The organism is Chloracidobacterium sp. N (genome assembly GCF_018304765.1).
GTDB lineage: Bacteria > Acidobacteriota > Blastocatellia > Chloracidobacteriales > Chloracidobacteriaceae > Chloracidobacterium > Chloracidobacterium aggregatum.
The window spans coordinates 993,605-1,008,955 of record NZ_CP072643.1; the positions used below are offsets into that span (position 1 = coordinate 993,605).

Genomic DNA, 15,351 nt, shown 5'->3' on the forward strand with positions numbered 1-15,351 from the left:
TTGCCGTGGGTTGTTCTCCGGTGGGGCGGGGCCGGAGAAGTGGCCCTGTTGGGCCGGGTTGGCCACGGCCTGGAAGGTAACAGCACTGTGGCATCGAAGTTGCTTGTCTCTGGCTCAACGAAACCGGCAGCCATAACAAGCCGGGTGGTTTTCTGCGCAGCAGAGAGGAGAAAGCAGTATGACGAACTGGATGAGTCGTCTGGTGTACGCCGTCGTCCTGGTGTTCGGGTTGGTGACGGCAGGTTATGCCCAACTCGACACCGGGACGATCACCGGGACGGTATCCGATGAATCCAAGGCTGTGGTTGGCAATGCGACCGTTACCGTGCGGAACGTCCGTACCGGGCTGACCCGCACGACCCAGACGGATGGCGACGGACGTTTCCGTTTCAGCAGTCTGCCCATCGGGAGTTACGAACTGACGGTGGAAGCCACCGGACAGTCCAAGTATGTCCAGCAGGGCATTGAACTGCTGGTCAACCAGGTGGCGGTGCTGGAGATCGGGTTGAAAGTCGCGGCGACCCAGGAAGTGGTCACGGTCACGGGTGATGCCTCGATTCTGAACACCACGAACGCTGAAGTCAGCACCCGTTTTGACTCCCAGCGGCTGATGAACCTGCCGTTTGCGACGAATGGCAACGTGTACAACATCCTGTTGTCCGTTCCGGGCGTCAGTCAGCTCGCTTCCGGGCAGACCGGGTTTGCCAACGGCATCAGCTTTTCGTCCAACGGGGGGCGCGTCCGCTCCAACAACTTCATGGTGGACGGACAGGACCTCAACGACCCCAGCGTGGCCGGCGTGCAGCAGCCGCTCAACAACCCTGATCTCATTCAGGAAGTGCGTATCATCACGAGCCAGTTTGCGCCGGAGTTCGGACGCAACAGCGGTTCGGTGGTCAACATGGTCACCAAGAGTGGCTCGAACGAGTTTCACGGTTCGCTGTTCTGGTTCAACAACAACAACGCGCTCAATGCACGGAGCAACCTCGACAAGCGGGCCGGGCGGACGGAAGCCCCCTTCCGCGTCGAAAACCGCATCGGTGGCTCACTGGGCGGACCCATCTGGCGCAACAAAACCTTCTTTTTCGGGACGCTTCAGCGGTGGACCGACCGGGCGCTGGGTTCGGGCTTCACGCTGAACGGCGCGCCGACGGAAGCCGGCCGGCAGGTGTTGCAGTCGGCGGCCGGAAACCGTCCCCAGGTGGCCGCCCTGCTGCGCTTTCTCCCGGCAGCGCAGGCGCCGATTGGCCGCAGCGAGAGTTTTACCATTGGCAATCAGACCTTTACCGTGCCGCTGGGTTCGCTGACCGGTTCGGCATCGCAGAAGTTTGACAACTGGCAGTGGTCCACCCGGATTGACCACCAGTTCGACGAGCGTAACCGGATTTCGGGCAGTTTTCTGTTCAACGACCAGCTTTCGGCAGGTTTTGGACAGGTGACGCCGCCGGGGCTGACAACCCGCGTGAAATCCCGTCAGCAGGCGCTCAATCTCACCTGGACGCACATTTTTTCGCCGCGCTGGGTCAATGAGTTTCGCGCGGCGTACAACCGCTTCAACTCTGTCACCAATGCCAGCGACCCATCTTCCCAGGAAATCCCGTCCATCGAGATCAACTCGCTGGGGATGCTCGGCTTCAACTCCGCAGCCAGCCGGACGGCTATCGGTCTGGCGGTCAACCTGCCGCAGGCGCGCACCAACAACACCTACCAGTTTCAGGATGTGATGACCTACACGGTGGGTAATCACACCATGAAGTTCGGTGTGGAAGTGACCAACCGGGACGTGCGGAGCTTCTTCTTCCCGACGATTCGCGGACGGTTGCAGTACACCACGCTCCAGAACTTCGTCAACGATGTTGCCCAGATTGCCCAGATCAACCTGCCGCTGCGCGGCGGACAGGCCATTCAGTACTATGACTTCACGGATGTTTTCGCCTTCTGGCAGGATGAGTGGCGCATCCGGCCCAACTTCACCATCACTTACGGGTTGCGCTACGAGACGCCGGGCAATCCTATGGAAAACCTCTACCGCCTCAATGATCGCATTGTGGCGGCCAACGGCAACGACCCGAACTTCCGTCTCCAGGAACGTCCCGGACGCGACACCAACAACTTCCAGCCGCGTTTTGGCTTCAACTGGAATCCACGCACGGAAGCCGGCGGCATCTGGGGCGCGATCACTGGCGGCGACAAGCTGGTGGTGCGGGGCGGCTACGCCCGGACCTTTGATGCTTCCTTCCTCAACATCGCGCTCAACGTCGGCACGGCGTCACCGTTTGCCGCAACGGTAACGTTGCCTTCCAATGGGGCTTTTGCCGCGCTGCGCGCCGTACAGCCTTTTAGCGGCAATCCCCGCCTGCTGGCGGCGACGATTGTTGCGCCGGATTTTCGCTCGCCTTTTTCTGAGCAGTTCAGCCTTGAAGTGCAGCGTGAGTTGACGCGCGACGTTGTGATGCGTGTCGCGTATGTTGGGACGAAAGGCACGGCGCTGTTCCAGACAATTGACGGGAACCCAAACCGTCCCCGGACGACCCCGCCGACGGCGACCGATCCGAATGTTCGGATTGACCCGACCCGTGGCACGGTCCGCTCACGCGCCAATGCGGCCTCTTCGATTTACCACTCGCTCCAGATCAGCGTGGACAAGCGTCTGAGCCGGAACTTCAGCGCCGGTGTGCACTACACCTGGAGCAAGTTCATTGACGAGGCTTCGGAAATCTTCAACCCCTCGACGGGTGAAATTGCCATTCCGCAGGATTCGTTCAACCGCCGGGCCGACCGCGCCGTGTCGAGCTATGACCGGACGCACCGCCTGACGGGCAACTTCGTCTATGAACTGCCGTTCTTCCGTGAACAGCAGGGGGCTGTCGGACGCTTGCTTGGTGGATGGCAGACCTCCGGGTTCATCACCTTCCAGAGCGGCGCGCCGTTTACGGTGCTCAACGGTTCCGACCCGCTGCAATCCCTGGCCGGCATCAACGGGCTGGTGGGTGATCCCATCCGTCCGAACCTCAACACGACGCGCAACCTCAGCCGTCTGACGGTGGCTGAAATCCTGCGGGCCGGGGGCGCGAGCCTCTTTGCACCGCTGCGTCCGGGGCAGCGCGTTGGTGATGCCGGGCGCAACATTCTGCGCGCCGACGGGATTGGCAACGTTGACCTGAGCATTGCCAAGAATACGCGCATCGTGGAAGGGCATAACATCCAGTTGCGGGTGGACTTCTTCAACATGACGAACACGCGCAACTTTGGGATTCCGAACGCCATCCGCACTTCGGCAGCCTTCCTCAACCAGTGGGGCACCGACGGCGGCAACCGGCGCATCGTGTTTGCTCTGCGTTATTCCTTCTGAGTCGTCCTCTGGTTGGTGACGACGCCCCGTGCAGCCACACATGCTGCACGGGGTCTTTTTTTGGCGAGTATTTGCTCAGTGCTGCTTGACAAGCTGCCTTCCACTGGTCATGGCCTGCCTGCATGACGCCAGACGCGATTCACCCTATGTCCTATCGGCTCGTCGCCGGTTCGCCAATGCTGACCGTTGTGATCTTTCTGGCGGGGCTGGTGGCGTTGGTGATTGGCTGGAAAACCTTCTGGTTTCTGACGGATGACGCCTACATTGCTTTTCGCTATGTCAGCAACTACCGGCTTGGTTACGGGCTGGTGTGGAACCCGCCGCCCTTTCGGCCGGTCGAGGGCTACACGAGCTTTCTGTGGGTGATGTTGCTCGCGGGGGTCTGGAAGGTCACCGGCTTTGATCCGCCGACGGCCGCCAACTACCTTGCGCTGGCCTGTGCGGCGCTGACGCTGGTGCTGACCGGCGTGGCCGTGCTGCGGCTCCCGCTACGGCCTTCCCTGGCTGCCGGACGCCACGCCCTGCTGGTGGCGGTGTTCATCGGCCTGCTGAGCAACCGGACGTTCCTTGCCTGGACGAGTTCGGGTCTTGAAACAGCCCTGTTCAACGCGCTGTTGCTGGCCTGGATGCTGGCCTGGTGGTGGCTGCCGCGTGGAACACCCATACGTCTGGCTGGGGTGGCCACCCTGGCGTCTCTGGTCTATCTGACCCGTCCCGATGGGCTGCTTTTTGCCCTGGCTTCAGTGGCCCTGTTTGCCGCCGATGCCTGGTGTCGGGAGGGCCGGTGGCGCGCCGCGGACTGGCTCGCCGTCACGCCCCTAGTGCTGGTTCCGGTGCATCTGCTCTGGCGGAAGGCCTTTTACGGTGAGTGGTTGCCCAACACCCACTATGCCAAATCAGACCCGCGCTGGCTCTGGGTGATGAGCGGTCTGCGGTATGCGCTTTCCTTCATCATCGAGTACGCCCTGTGGTTCTGGATCGCGCTGGCGCTGGCGACGGTCTGGGTGGGGATACGCCGTCGCCAGTTCATCATGGGCTGGCTGCGGGAGCATCCGGCGCATCTGGAAAGCGTCTTGGGCTGGAGCATCATCGGACTCAGTGTGGGGGTGCAGGTGGCCTACTACACGCTGGTCATCGGCGGTGACCACTTCGAGTTTCGCGTGTACAGCCACCTGCTGCCACTCATCTTTCTCAGTGCCCTCTGGATGCTGAATGCGCTTCAGGTACGGCTTGGCTCTGCCCTCATCTTTCTGGCGCTCTTTCTGGCCGCCTCCCTTGTCATTCCGTGGACGCACTGGCTGGCGGCGAGAGACAAACGCACCCGCGAGGAAACCAGTTACCTGAAGGTTTCCGTCGCCGACGCCTTGGCGCAGCGGTTTCCCGCCCTGCCGAACGTTGCGCTGGCGTACTTCCGTCTGTACGACCGCTTGCAGTTCTGGCTCATTGACCATGCGGCCTGCATGCGCCACCAGGAACACAAAGGCTTTCACCTGTTTCTGATGCAGGTGCTGCCGCCGCGCGCGGTTGGGGAAAAGGTGCGGGATGATGCCTATCCGGTCGTAACCCAGACTTCGGTCGGTGTCATGGCGTGGGTGTTACCCCATGTCAACGTCATAGACGAGCATGGTCTGAACGATTACGTCATCGCCCGCAACCGACAGGCGACGGGAGACCTTATGGCGCACTTCCGCCGCCCGCCGCCTGGATATGTGGAATGCTTCCGTCCGAACGTGGCGATTCGGAACGGTCACGTCACCATTCTCCCACGGGACATTCCGCTCACCGCTGATGACATCCGGCGCTGCGAGGAGAGCTTCAAGCCCTGACGCGAGGCTTTTCACTCGCCACGCAACGCCACCCGCAGAGCCTTCTGGGCCGGGGTGGGGTTGGGCAGGGGGCCGACGGCCACATCGAGCGTGGTGATGACCTCCGGCGTCACAGTGACGGTCAGAGGGCGTTTTTTCCCGCAGAACGGTCAGCCTGACGGGTTTCTCCGGCTGAAGGGTGGACAGCACGGCCGCAAAATCGGCTTCACTGCGGACGGGTTTGCCGGCCACGGTGCGCAGCAGGTCGCCTTCTTCGAGGTCAGATTCCCCGGCTGGCGAATCGGGATCAATCTCGACGATTTCCAGTCCGGCCGGCGTGGCTTCCAACTCGAAGCCGAAATCGAGTTCCGTCATGGGTTCGGCCAGCATGGCCATGCCTATGTGGTTCAGGGCCGTCTCCAGCGGCAGCTCGTCCGTTCCTTCCACGTAGCGCCGGAACCAGCTTTCCAGGTCTGTCCCAGCCAACTTGCTGGCCGTGGCTATGATGTCCTCGTGCCGGTAGCCCTGGCTTTCGGGCGGAAAATCCCGCATAAGCTGCCGCATGAGGTCGTCGAGACCGCGTGCATTTGACGTACGGGTGCGGATTTCAATGTCGAGCAGCAGCCCGACGATAAAACCCTTGCGGTAGTAATCGAGCGGGATGTCCTCGAAGCTGCTCGTGCCGGTCAGCCACGTGCCGATGGACGCTTCGGCCAGACTGACCTGCCCGGCGGCCGGGTTGTTGGCCAGATAGGTTAGCGCGCTGCGGATGGCTTCATCGAAATCGGCCGCGGAAATCAGTCCGGCCCGCCGCAGCCCGCGCCAGGCGTAGTATTCCGTGACACCCTCGGCAAACCACAACTGCGGCGTGTACAGCTCGCGGTCAAGTGTGTAGTCCGCAAATTCCCGTGGCCTGAGACGTTTGACGTTCCACGCATGGAAGAACTCGTGCGCCGTCACCACCAGCCAGTTTTTTGCCTGCGGCTGGTCAAGCAGGTCTTCCGGCGCGTAGTTGATGAGGGTTCCGTTGGCGTGTTCGAGGCCTTCCAGCCGCTCGTCGTCTTCGTCGGCGAAGGGCAGGTACTGGAACATGTACTGCTCGAAGGGCAGGCCGCCCATCAGGTCGGCGTAGGTTTCAATGATGGTTCTCACCACCTTCTGCAACCCGGCCGGGTCTTTGGGCGGGCGCGTCGTGACGATGGCAATGGGTTTGTTCCGTACCGAAATCTCCAGGCGCGTCAACCTGCCAACCGCAATTGGGGCGTCAATGAGCGCGTCATAGCTTTCAGCCGTGTAACGCTGGTCAGTGCGGCGGGGCAGCGGCAGGGCGGCCTGCCAGCCTTGGGGCAGGTTGAAGGCAAGGGTTGTGGGCCAGTGTCGTCCATCCGGGACGTAGAGCAACGTGGCTGCACCGGCAAGCTGCCCGTAATCCGGGCCGAGCCAGTTGGAATCCACGCTCTGGCGGTCGCACAGCAGTCCATACCGCAGGATGACCGTGGACTGTCCGGCACATCGGACGCGCCAGGTCTGTTTGTCCCGTCGCCGCAGCAGCAGCGGTTGCCCCTCGGCGCCCTGGGCCGTCAACTCGAAGAGATGTTTGGCGTGGTTGAGAATTTCGTAGGAACCCGGCGTCCAGGCCGGAAGGGCGACATCCAGGGTTTCGCGTCCGTCAAGGTTGCGAATCGTCATTTCGATGCGCGCTTCGTCGTCGCCGGGCGCGCTGATGGTGATGCGGTAGTCCACCGTCGGCTGCGCCACGGCCAGCAGCGGCGTCCAGCCGAGCAGAAAAAACCAGAGCAGAAGCTGCGACGGAAAACCTGCCGGTCGAAGGGGTAATGACCGGACACGAAACGTACGAACGGAAAAAGGCATCATTGGCAGACCTGATGTGAACAGAATGACCGGCGCGACGGATGCCTGATGACACCGGGATTGTCAAGCTGCCAATGGCCTACAGTCGTTGGTGGACGTTGCCCAAGCGGCTGTGAAAAACTGCGTTTCCCCAGTCCTGCCGGGGTCACTGCCCAGTGCCGCGAGAAAGTTCTTCGAGGAACGCATGCTCACCGAACGCGCCATCGAGAAGTACATCCTTGAAAAAGAGCCTTACTACCTGCCGGTCGGCAACGAGATCGAACTGTTTACGGCTGCCTATCAGGCCAAGCTGCCCGTCATGCTGAAGGGCCCGACCGGGTGCGGCAAAACCCGGTTTGTCGAGCACATGGCCTGGCGGTTCAAACGTCCGCTGGTGACGGTGGCCTGTCACGAAGACCTGTCGGCAACCGATCTGGTGGGCCGCTACCTGCTGGAGGGGGAAGAAACTGTCTGGCACGACGGCCCCCTGACCCTGGCCGTCAAGCATGGCGCCATGTGCTACCTGGATGAAGTCGTCGAAGCCCGCAAGGACACGCTGGTGCTCATTCACCCGCTCACCGATGACCGGCGTATCCTTCCGGTTGAAAAACGCCGCGTCGTCCTTGAAGCCCCGGATGAGTTTCAGTTCGTCATTTCCTACAATCCGGGCTACCAGAGTGTGCTCAAGGACCTGAAACAATCCACCCGGCAGCGTTTCGTCGCCATCGAGTTTGACTACCCGCCGTTTGACACTGAAGTGGCGATTGTGGCGCACGAGGGGCAGGTGGATGAATCCACGGCGCGCGATCTGGTGACGATTGGGCAGAAAGTGCGCAACCTGCGCGGGCATGGCCTTGAAGAAGGCGTGTCCACACGCCTGCTCGTCTATGCCGCGCAACTCATCCGGGGGGGGATTGCTCCTGTCAGCGCCTGCACCGTGGCCATCGTCAACCCCATTACGGATGACCGTGACCTTCAGCGGAGTATCCAGGAAATCGTCACCACCGTCATTTAGCCCTTGTTCCTGCACCATAAGGTAAGCCGGCTGACATGACGCGCTGCGTTCTTGCGACGCTGTGCGTCATGTTGCGTCAGCGGAATGCACTCAAAAGGTTTTGCATTTTTCCCCGGAAAGTGTAAGTTTACTCACCCTGTCGGGTCCCAGCCTTCAAACTTTCCCCCACGCTTACGATCAAGGAGTTTCGCGTATGAGTGCACCAGCTACCGCGACGTACGAAGTTGCGCCTGAAGTCAAATCCTTTGTCGAGAAAACGCATCACCTGCTGATTGACGGTCAGTGGGTCGAGGCCAAACGCGGTCAAGTGTTCAAAGTCTATAACCCGGCGAACGGAGAAGTTCTCGCCCATGTGGCCGAAGGTAATGCCGAGGATATTGATCTGGCCGTCAAGGCAGCCCGGCGTGCCTTTGAGGAAGGCCCGTGGCGCAAAATGACACCCTCCGAGCGGGGACGGCTCATCTGGAAGCTGGCCGACCTGGTTGAGCAGCATCTGGAAGAGTTTGCCCAGCTCGAAACGCTTGACAATGGAAAGCCCCTGACGGTGTCGCGGGCAGCGGATGTGCCGCTGGCCGTGGATTTGTTCCGCTACATGGCCGGTTGGGCCACCAAGATCGAAGGCGAGACGATTCCGCTCTCTGTGCCGGGCGGGAACTATCTGGCCTACACGCTGCGGGAGCCGGTGGGGGTTGTCGGGCAGATCATTCCGTGGAACTTCCCGCTGCTGATGGCGGCCTGGAAACTTGGCCCGGCGCTGGCGGCGGGCTGTACGGTGGTGCTCAAGCCGGCCGAAGAAACGCCGCTTTCGGCGCTGCGGCTGGGTGAACTCATCCTGGAGGCTGGTTTCCCGCCGGGCGTGGTCAACATCGTGCCGGGCTACGGCGAAACGGCCGGGGCAGCCCTGGCCGCCCATCCCGACGTGGACAAGGTGGCTTTTACGGGTTCGACGGAAGTCGGCAAGCTCATCGTGCAGGCGGCAGCCGGCAACCTCAAGAAGGTCACGCTCGAACTTGGCGGCAAGTCACCCAACATCGTCTTCAAGGACGCCGATCTGTCGGTTGCCATTGAAGGTGCGGCCAATGCCATCTTCTTCAACCATGGTCAGTGCTGTGTGGCTGGTTCGCGGCTTTTCGTCGAAGAAGACATCTTTGATGATGTCGTGTCCGGCGTCGGTGAAATTGCCAGGCGGATTCGCGTCGGTGAGGGCTTCGATCCGGCAACCCAGATGGGGCCGCTTGTGTCCGAGACGCAGCTCCGGCGGGTGACGGGCTTCCTTGAATCCGGTGAAAAGGATGGTGCCAAAGCCATCGCCGGCGGGCAGCGGGTGGGTGACAAAGGCTACTTCGTCGCGCCTACCGTGCTCACCGATGTGCGGGACGATATGAAGGTCGTGCAGGAAGAAATCTTCGGTCCTGTGGTGACGGCGATGAAGTTTTCGGACATCCGGGAAGTCAGCGCCCGCGCCAACAACACGGTCTATGGGCTTGGGGCCGGCATCTGGACGCGCGACATCAGCAAGGCCCACGCCCTGGCGGCCGAAATCAAGGCCGGCACGGTGTGGATCAACTGCTACAACGTTTTTGATGCTGCGCTGCCCTTCGGCGGTTACAAGCAGTCGGGTTGGGGGCGTGAAATGGGCCACGCTGTGCTCAACGCCTACACCGAAACGAAATCGGTCTGCATCAAGCTCTGACCTTTGCCAGTCAGGTACTGCCAGTCATCTGCTGGCAGATAACACAGTGGGGCAGGTGGGCGCACCGCCTGCCCCAATCTCCAGAGATTGTTCCCTTCCTGTCCTGTTTGTGAAAGTCACAGGTTATGTTTGAAACCACATTGCTTGCCGGGAAAAACATTCTCATCACCGGCGGCGGCACGGGCCTGGGGCGCGTCATGGCGCTGCGTTTTGCCGAACTGGGGGCCCGGGTTGCCGTGCTGGGAAGACGGCCTGAACCGCTGGCCGAAGTCGTGCAACAGATCGAGGCGCAGGGCAGGGAAGCCATGGCCGTTGGCGCTGATGTCCGGGATGCCACCCGCGTCACTGCCGCCGTGGATGAGGTCATCGCGCGCTTTGGCACGCTCGATGTGTTGGTCAACAATGCCGCCGGGAACTTTCTGGCGCTGACCGAGACCCTGTCGCCGAACGCCTTCAACGCCGTGGTGGGCATCGTGCTCAACGGGACATTTCACTGTACGTCGGCCGTGGGCAAACACATGATTGCCCAGGGAAAGGGTGGGTGCATGCTCAACATCGTGGCCACCTACGCCTGGACCGGCGCGGCCTACGTCGTGCCTTCGGTGTGCGCCAAGGCCGGTGTCCTGGCCATGACGCGCTCGCTGGCGGTGGAGTGGGGGCGCTACCGGATTCGGCTCAATGCCATTGCGCCGGGGCCGTTCCCAACCGAAGGGGCGTGGTCGCGCCTGATGCTGCCGGGGATGGAGGAAGAAGGCAAACGCCGCAACCCAACGGGTCGCTTCGGCGAGCCACCCGAACTGGCCAACCTCGCGGCCTATCTGGTCAGCGACGCCGCCAGCTACATCAACGGGGAGTGTGTGACCATGGACGGCGGCGAATGGCTGATGGGGCAGTCGTTCAATACCCTGACGATGCTGCCACGCGACCAGTTCCAGGCGCTGGCCGAGGCGCTTCGCCCCAGGAAATCTGATGCTTCTCCCGCCGGATGACGACTGGCTGAATCCGTCGCCCTCTGGCCGAACCCTGCCTCAGCCGGGAGTACACTTGACGGCGATTCGTCCCGTGAAATCAATCCGGTTGAGCAGCAGGTGGAAGCCATGTTCTGCCAGGTACTCATCTACGGCTCTTCTGTTGCCCTGCCAGTACCCGTAGTCATCAACAATCAGGACGCCCCCCGTGGAGAGCCGGGGAAACAGGTGGGTCAGTTCGTGTCTGGTGGATTCGTACCAGTCGGTGTCGAGTCTCAGCAGCGAAATCCGGTCTGGCGCTGAACCGGGAAGTGTCTCTTCGACCTTGCCCTTGATGAATTTGACCCGGCTCATGTCATAGCCGGTGCTGGCCATGTTCTGGCGAACCTCTTCGAGTGGGGCATAGCACCAGGAAGAGCTGTCTTCACCTCTTTTCGTGGCCTCAAACTCGACCAAGGCGGGTTGACCGGTATAGTCCACGTCGGTGGCATCCGGTTTCGTCATGCCCTCATACGTGTCGAAGAGATAGAGGTTCGTCTTGTCCTGGCCGAGACGCCGGAGCGTATGTGCAACGGCCATCATGCTGCCCCCCCGCCAGACGCCACACTCGACAATATCGCCGGGGATATTGGCCTGGACGATGTATCTGACCGCCTGAATCAGCGCAAAGATGCGCTCGATGCTGGTCATGGTGTAAGGCTGGACGGCCTGGATGATGTCAATCGCTTCGGGGTCAAAATCCGGTGGGAAAACAGGTTTGACTTCGGCCGGACCGGCGGCCTTGGGAGGGGCGCTTCGGTAGCGCACGATGTCAAAACCTGTTCGTCGGATAAGCTGGCGGACGATGCGTTTCATCCTGGATGTTTCTCCTGAAGTGGTAGGTCTGCCGGATGACATGACTATGGGTGAACAGCCCGGCTGGCTGCGTCTGCCGGTTGAAACCGGTCGGCAGCCGGGTCGGCAAAGAGCCATCTGACGGCTGAAGCCCAGTCCTGCCCGTCCCGGTTCTGCCCGTCCCAGTCCTGCCCGTCAACGTCAGTGCCATCGGTACGCAGTACCAGAAAGACCGTCCGCGTGCCATGCAGACGGACGGCGGTATGGGCACCCAGGGGAAAAATGGACTCGGTCAGCGTTGCCTGCCGGCATTGACCGTCAAGCCAGACGACAGCCGGGTGGACGTACAACAGCGGTTCGCGGGCCGGATGCCAGTTGATCTGAAAGGCAAGCTGGGGAAAGTCCGGTTCGGTCACGAGGATGTCGCATTCCGAGGTTGTGCCGACCGAAAGCCAAAGTCGGCTGTCCTCGAAGATGACGGTGGTACGCGACAGGAACTGCCCGGCAACGAACAAGAGGACGGTCAGCCGGCGTGGCTGGCAGGGCAAGGTTGGTGACATTTTTCTGAAGACCCACTTTGCTGCAAGGCGCAAAGGCTGTGCCTTTGGTTGTGTTTTTATAGTCGGTTGGGCTATGTAGGCCAAACGCAACTTTCATAACCAAGGGAGACTCAGGCATGGCCTACGAAACCATCCTCGTGGAGACGCAGAACGCCATTGCGCGGGTGACGCTCAACCGTCCGGACACACTCAACGCCATGAACCAGACCATGATCGGTGAGCTGACCGAGGTGTTTACCGGGCTTGCCGGGCAAACGGATGTCCGGGCTGTGGTGGTGACAGGCGCTGGCCGGGCCTTTTCATCGGGTGGTGACATCCGTGGCATGCTGGCGGCGGCCCCGGAAACGGCTGCCGAAGCCGTCACGGCCATGATCGAGCGCGTCAACGGCATGGTGCTGGCGCTGTACAACCTGCCGCAGCCGGTGATTGCCGCCATCAACGGCCCGGCGCATGGGTTGGGCATGAGCCTGACGCTGGCCGCCGACTACCGGATCGCCGCCATGAGCGCCAGCTTTTCCCAGGCGTTCATCAGGATTGGCCTTGTTCCCGACGGTGGGGGGACGTTTCTCCTGCCGCGCGTTGTCGGTTGGGCCTGCGCCACGGATTTGATGTTGACCGGACGGACGGTTCCGGCCGGAGAGGCCAAAACCATCGGTTTGGTACATCAGACGGTCGCTGATGCCGAGTTTGCCAACACGGTTCAGTTATGCGCCCAACAGTTTGCTGCTGCTCCGACCCAGGCCATCGCCCGGACAAAAGCCCTCCTGCGTAGCAGCAAGAATGCTGACTTCGCCACGCAGTTGAACCATGAACGCGACCACCAGGCGGCCTGCGCGACAACGCACGATTTCCGGGAAGGCGTCACCGCATTTATCGAAAAACGACCGCCGGTGTTTACCGGGCGCTGAAGCCTGGAACGCATGTGAACATGGCTGCTACGCCGCTGCGAAACAGCAATCCGACCGTGACGCTCCATGAGCGGGCTGAAGCGAACCTGCGCTTCATCCGTGACACCATGGAGCGGGCTACGCTGTTTACGGCTGTGCCCGGCTGGGGCATGGTGGCCGTCGGGCTGACGGCCCACGTCGCCGTCGTTCTGGCGGCCGTACAGCCGACGCTCTGGCGCTGGCTGCTGGTGTGGATTGGGGAAGCCATTCTGGCGCTGACCATTGGCGCAACGACGATGTGGCGTAAGGCGCGTCGGCAGGATCACTCGCTGGCTTCGGCGGCAGCGCGCCGCTTTTTCTTTGCTTTTGTCCCGCCACTGGTGGTGGGCGGCCTGCTCTCAGTGGTGCTGGTCAGGCACGGCGCGTATGACTTGCTGCCTGGCACGTGGCTGCTGCTCTATGGCACCGGCGTCACGGCAGCCGGGGCTTTTTCCGTCCGCGTCGTGCCGTTGCTGGGCCTGGCGTTTTTGCTTCTGGGAAGCGTCACGCTGTTTCTCCCCTTGCCCATGACACACTGGGCGATGGCCTTTGGGTTTGGTGCACTCCACGTCGGCTTCGGACTTGTTATTGCGCGAAAGTATGGCGGCTAAACGGAAAGCCAACAAACCAGAACCTCTGCCCGCCCCGCCAAAAGCCGTCGTCTCGGCGGCCAAGGTGGTTTGCGAGGGCGTGGACAAGCTCATTCACGAACCCCTGCGGCTGGGTATCCTGTGCGCGCTGGCCGGAGTCGAATACCTGTCCTTTACGGAGCTGCGGCGACTGCTCTCCACGACGGACGGCAATCTGAGCGTCCACCTGCGGCGTCTGGAGGAGGCCGGCTATCTGCACTGTGAAAAGGGCTTTCGGGGACGGATGCCCCACACGAGGTATCGGCTGACGGCCACCGGCCGCACGGCCCTGGAAGACTACGTCAGCCACATGGAAGCCATTCTGCGGCATGCCCACCGGGTTGTTCGGCCCAGATAAACGGTCTCCGCTTACCGCTCCAGGCAGCAGGCGCGCAGCCGTGGCGCGGTTTCTTCAGGGATGGTGTCGTTGATGAAGGCCCCGGTGCCGCTTTCACTCCCGGCCAGATACTTGAGTTTGGCCGCCGTCCGGTGTGGCGGCAGAAACTCGATGTAGAAGCGGACGTAAGGGTAATCCTGCCCGTCGGTCGGCCGCTGGTGGAGTGCCATGATGTACGGCAGGGAAAACCCAAAGAGCCGGTCATAGCCAACGAGCAGGGTCTTGAGGAGTTCGGCCAGTTGGTGGCGCTCGTGCGCATCGAAATCCACAATGGCTGCAACGGGCCGTTTGGGCACGAGCAGCGTTTCATACGGGTAACGCGCAAAAAAGGGAACGAGCACCACGAAAGCCTCATTTTCGCAGACGATGCGCCGTCCATCAGCCTGTTCGGCCGCCAGGATGTCGCCCAGCAGGTCGCGTCCGGTGCGCGCCCAGTGCTGCCGGGACTGCGCCAGTTGGCGGGCAACGCGCGGCGGGATGAACGGATAGGCGTAAATCTGCCCGTGCGGATGGTGGAGCGTGACGCCGATGGCTTCGCCCTTGTTTTCAAAGATATAGACGTAAGCCACCTCTTCCCGCGCGCCAAGTTCGGCAAAGCGGTCACACCAGACGAGAATGAGCCGCCGGATGCGCTCGACGCTTTCTTCGGCCAGCGTCGTCGTGTGGCGGTCGGTATAGACCACAACCTCGCAGATGCCCTGCGCCGGCCGTACCGGATAGAGCGCACTGCCTTCAATGGCCGGCGGTGGTGGCACAGCCTGCAAGCTCGGAAAGCGGTTCTCAAAAACCACGATGTCGAAGGCCGGAGCCGGAATTTCGGTTTCAAAAGCGCCCGGTTGGGTCGGGCACAGCGGACAGTAGTTTGCCGGCGGCAGAAACGTGCGCTCCTGCCGGTGCGTGGCGGTAATGGTCCACTCACCCAGCAGAGGGTTCCAGCGAAGCTCCGACATTGGGTGTCATTTCGTCTGGCCGCCGCGCGGCATCCGCCGTTTCGGTCGGCTGCGCAAAGGTATAGAAGATGAGCCGCCGGCCATCAGGCTTGATGATGACCTGCCGCGTCATGGTGGGTTCCGGTGGTATGGTGGAAGTCTCGGTCATCGTCGTTTGAACAGCGCCGGCGCAAGCATCGCGCCGCCAAAGATGGTCATCACCAGCCCCCACCAGAGGTTGATGTTGATGCCCAGCGATTTGTCGTAGAAGCCGGGGACGCCATTGGTCATCCAGCCGTAAAGGACGAGCGTCAGACCCATCAACGCGAACATGATTCCGATGGGCAGGCGCACGTCGAGTCCGATGCCACCGCTCATACAAAAGGCCCCTT

13 protein-coding genes are annotated in these 15,351 nt (G+C 61.7%); 7 read left to right on the forward strand and 6 right to left on the reverse strand.

Annotated elements, in window-relative coordinates; genetic code table 11:
• The first annotated feature begins 178 nt into the window (after positions 1–178).
• Positions 179–3,352, forward strand: coding sequence for a TonB-dependent receptor (locus tag J8C05_RS15115; protein WP_211423568.1), 3,174 nt, complete (start codon positions 179–181; stop codon positions 3,350–3,352).
• Between the two features lie 1,595 nt (positions 3,353–4,947).
• Here J8C05_RS15115 and J8C05_RS15120 read toward each other — a convergent pair.
• On the reverse strand, positions 4,948–7,032 hold the full coding sequence (locus J8C05_RS15120; protein ID WP_211423569.1) for a M61 family metallopeptidase: 2,085 nt from the start codon (positions 7,030–7,032) through the stop codon (positions 4,948–4,950).
• A 181-nt stretch (positions 7,033–7,213) separates the two neighbouring features.
• Between J8C05_RS15120 and J8C05_RS15125 the strand changes: the two genes are divergently transcribed.
• From J8C05_RS15125 to J8C05_RS15135, 3 genes are all read left to right on the forward strand, one after another.
• Positions 7,214–8,023 carry a CbbQ/NirQ/NorQ/GpvN family protein gene (locus J8C05_RS15125; protein ID WP_211423570.1) on the forward strand — a complete coding sequence of 270 codons (810 nt, stop codon included), beginning with the start codon at positions 7,214–7,216 and terminating at the stop codon, positions 8,021–8,023.
• A 193-nt stretch (positions 8,024–8,216) separates the two neighbouring features.
• Complete coding sequence (locus tag J8C05_RS15130) at positions 8,217–9,716, forward strand: aldehyde dehydrogenase family protein (protein WP_211423571.1); 1,500 nt, start codon at positions 8,217–8,219, stop codon at positions 9,714–9,716.
• A gap of 125 nt (positions 9,717–9,841) precedes the next feature.
• Entirely contained in the window at positions 9,842–10,705 is an 864-nt protein-coding gene (locus J8C05_RS15135) for an SDR family oxidoreductase (RefSeq protein WP_211423572.1), read from the forward strand.
• Positions 10,706–10,744: 39 nt separating this feature from the next.
• Here J8C05_RS15135 and J8C05_RS15140 read toward each other — a convergent pair whose 3' ends face one another.
• On the reverse strand, positions 10,745–11,539 hold the full coding sequence (locus J8C05_RS15140; RefSeq protein WP_211423573.1) for a TylF/MycF/NovP-related O-methyltransferase: 795 nt from the start codon (positions 11,537–11,539) through the stop codon (positions 10,745–10,747).
• A 44-nt stretch (positions 11,540–11,583) separates the two neighbouring features.
• Positions 11,584–12,078, reverse strand: a complete 495-nt coding sequence (locus J8C05_RS15145; protein ID WP_211423574.1) for a hypothetical protein — start codon at positions 12,076–12,078, stop codon at positions 11,584–11,586.
• A 116-nt stretch (positions 12,079–12,194) separates the two neighbouring features.
• On the opposite strand from J8C05_RS15145, the gene J8C05_RS15150 reads away from it, so the two are divergent.
• The 3 genes from J8C05_RS15150 to J8C05_RS15160 are packed head-to-tail and all read left to right on the forward strand — an operon-like array spanning position 12,195 to position 13,991.
• Positions 12,195–12,986 carry an enoyl-CoA hydratase/isomerase family protein gene (locus tag J8C05_RS15150; protein WP_211423575.1) on the forward strand — a complete coding sequence of 264 codons (792 nt, stop codon included), beginning with the start codon at positions 12,195–12,197 and terminating at the stop codon, positions 12,984–12,986.
• Between the two features lie 20 nt (positions 12,987–13,006).
• The gene (locus tag J8C05_RS15155) at positions 13,007–13,615 is read left to right on the forward strand and encodes a hypothetical protein (protein WP_211423576.1); all 609 of its coding nucleotides are present in this window, start codon (positions 13,007–13,009) and stop codon (positions 13,613–13,615) included.
• A complete protein-coding gene (locus J8C05_RS15160) occupies positions 13,605–13,991 on the forward strand; it encodes a winged helix-turn-helix domain-containing protein (RefSeq protein ID WP_211423577.1) in 387 nt (128 codons plus the stop codon). Before J8C05_RS15155 ends, J8C05_RS15160 begins: the two co-directional genes overlap by 11 nt.
• 11 nt (positions 13,992–14,002) lie before the next feature.
• Here the strand turns inward: J8C05_RS15160 and galT are convergent, their stop codons facing one another.
• The 3 genes from galT to J8C05_RS15175 are packed head-to-tail and all read right to left on the reverse strand — an operon-like array spanning position 14,003 to position 15,337.
• Complete coding sequence (galT, locus tag J8C05_RS15165; protein WP_211423578.1) at positions 14,003–14,980, reverse strand: galactose-1-phosphate uridylyltransferase; 978 nt, start codon at positions 14,978–14,980, stop codon at positions 14,003–14,005.
• A complete protein-coding gene (locus J8C05_RS15170; RefSeq protein ID WP_014100849.1) occupies positions 14,946–15,128 on the reverse strand; it encodes a hypothetical protein in 183 nt (60 codons plus the stop codon). Before J8C05_RS15170 ends, galT begins: the two co-directional genes overlap by 35 nt.
• Positions 15,125–15,337 carry a hypothetical protein gene (locus tag J8C05_RS15175; RefSeq protein WP_241823010.1) on the reverse strand — a complete coding sequence of 71 codons (213 nt, stop codon included), beginning with the start codon at positions 15,335–15,337 and terminating at the stop codon, positions 15,125–15,127. Before J8C05_RS15175 ends, J8C05_RS15170 begins: the two co-directional genes overlap by 4 nt.
• Positions 15,338–15,351: the final 14 nt, after the last annotated feature.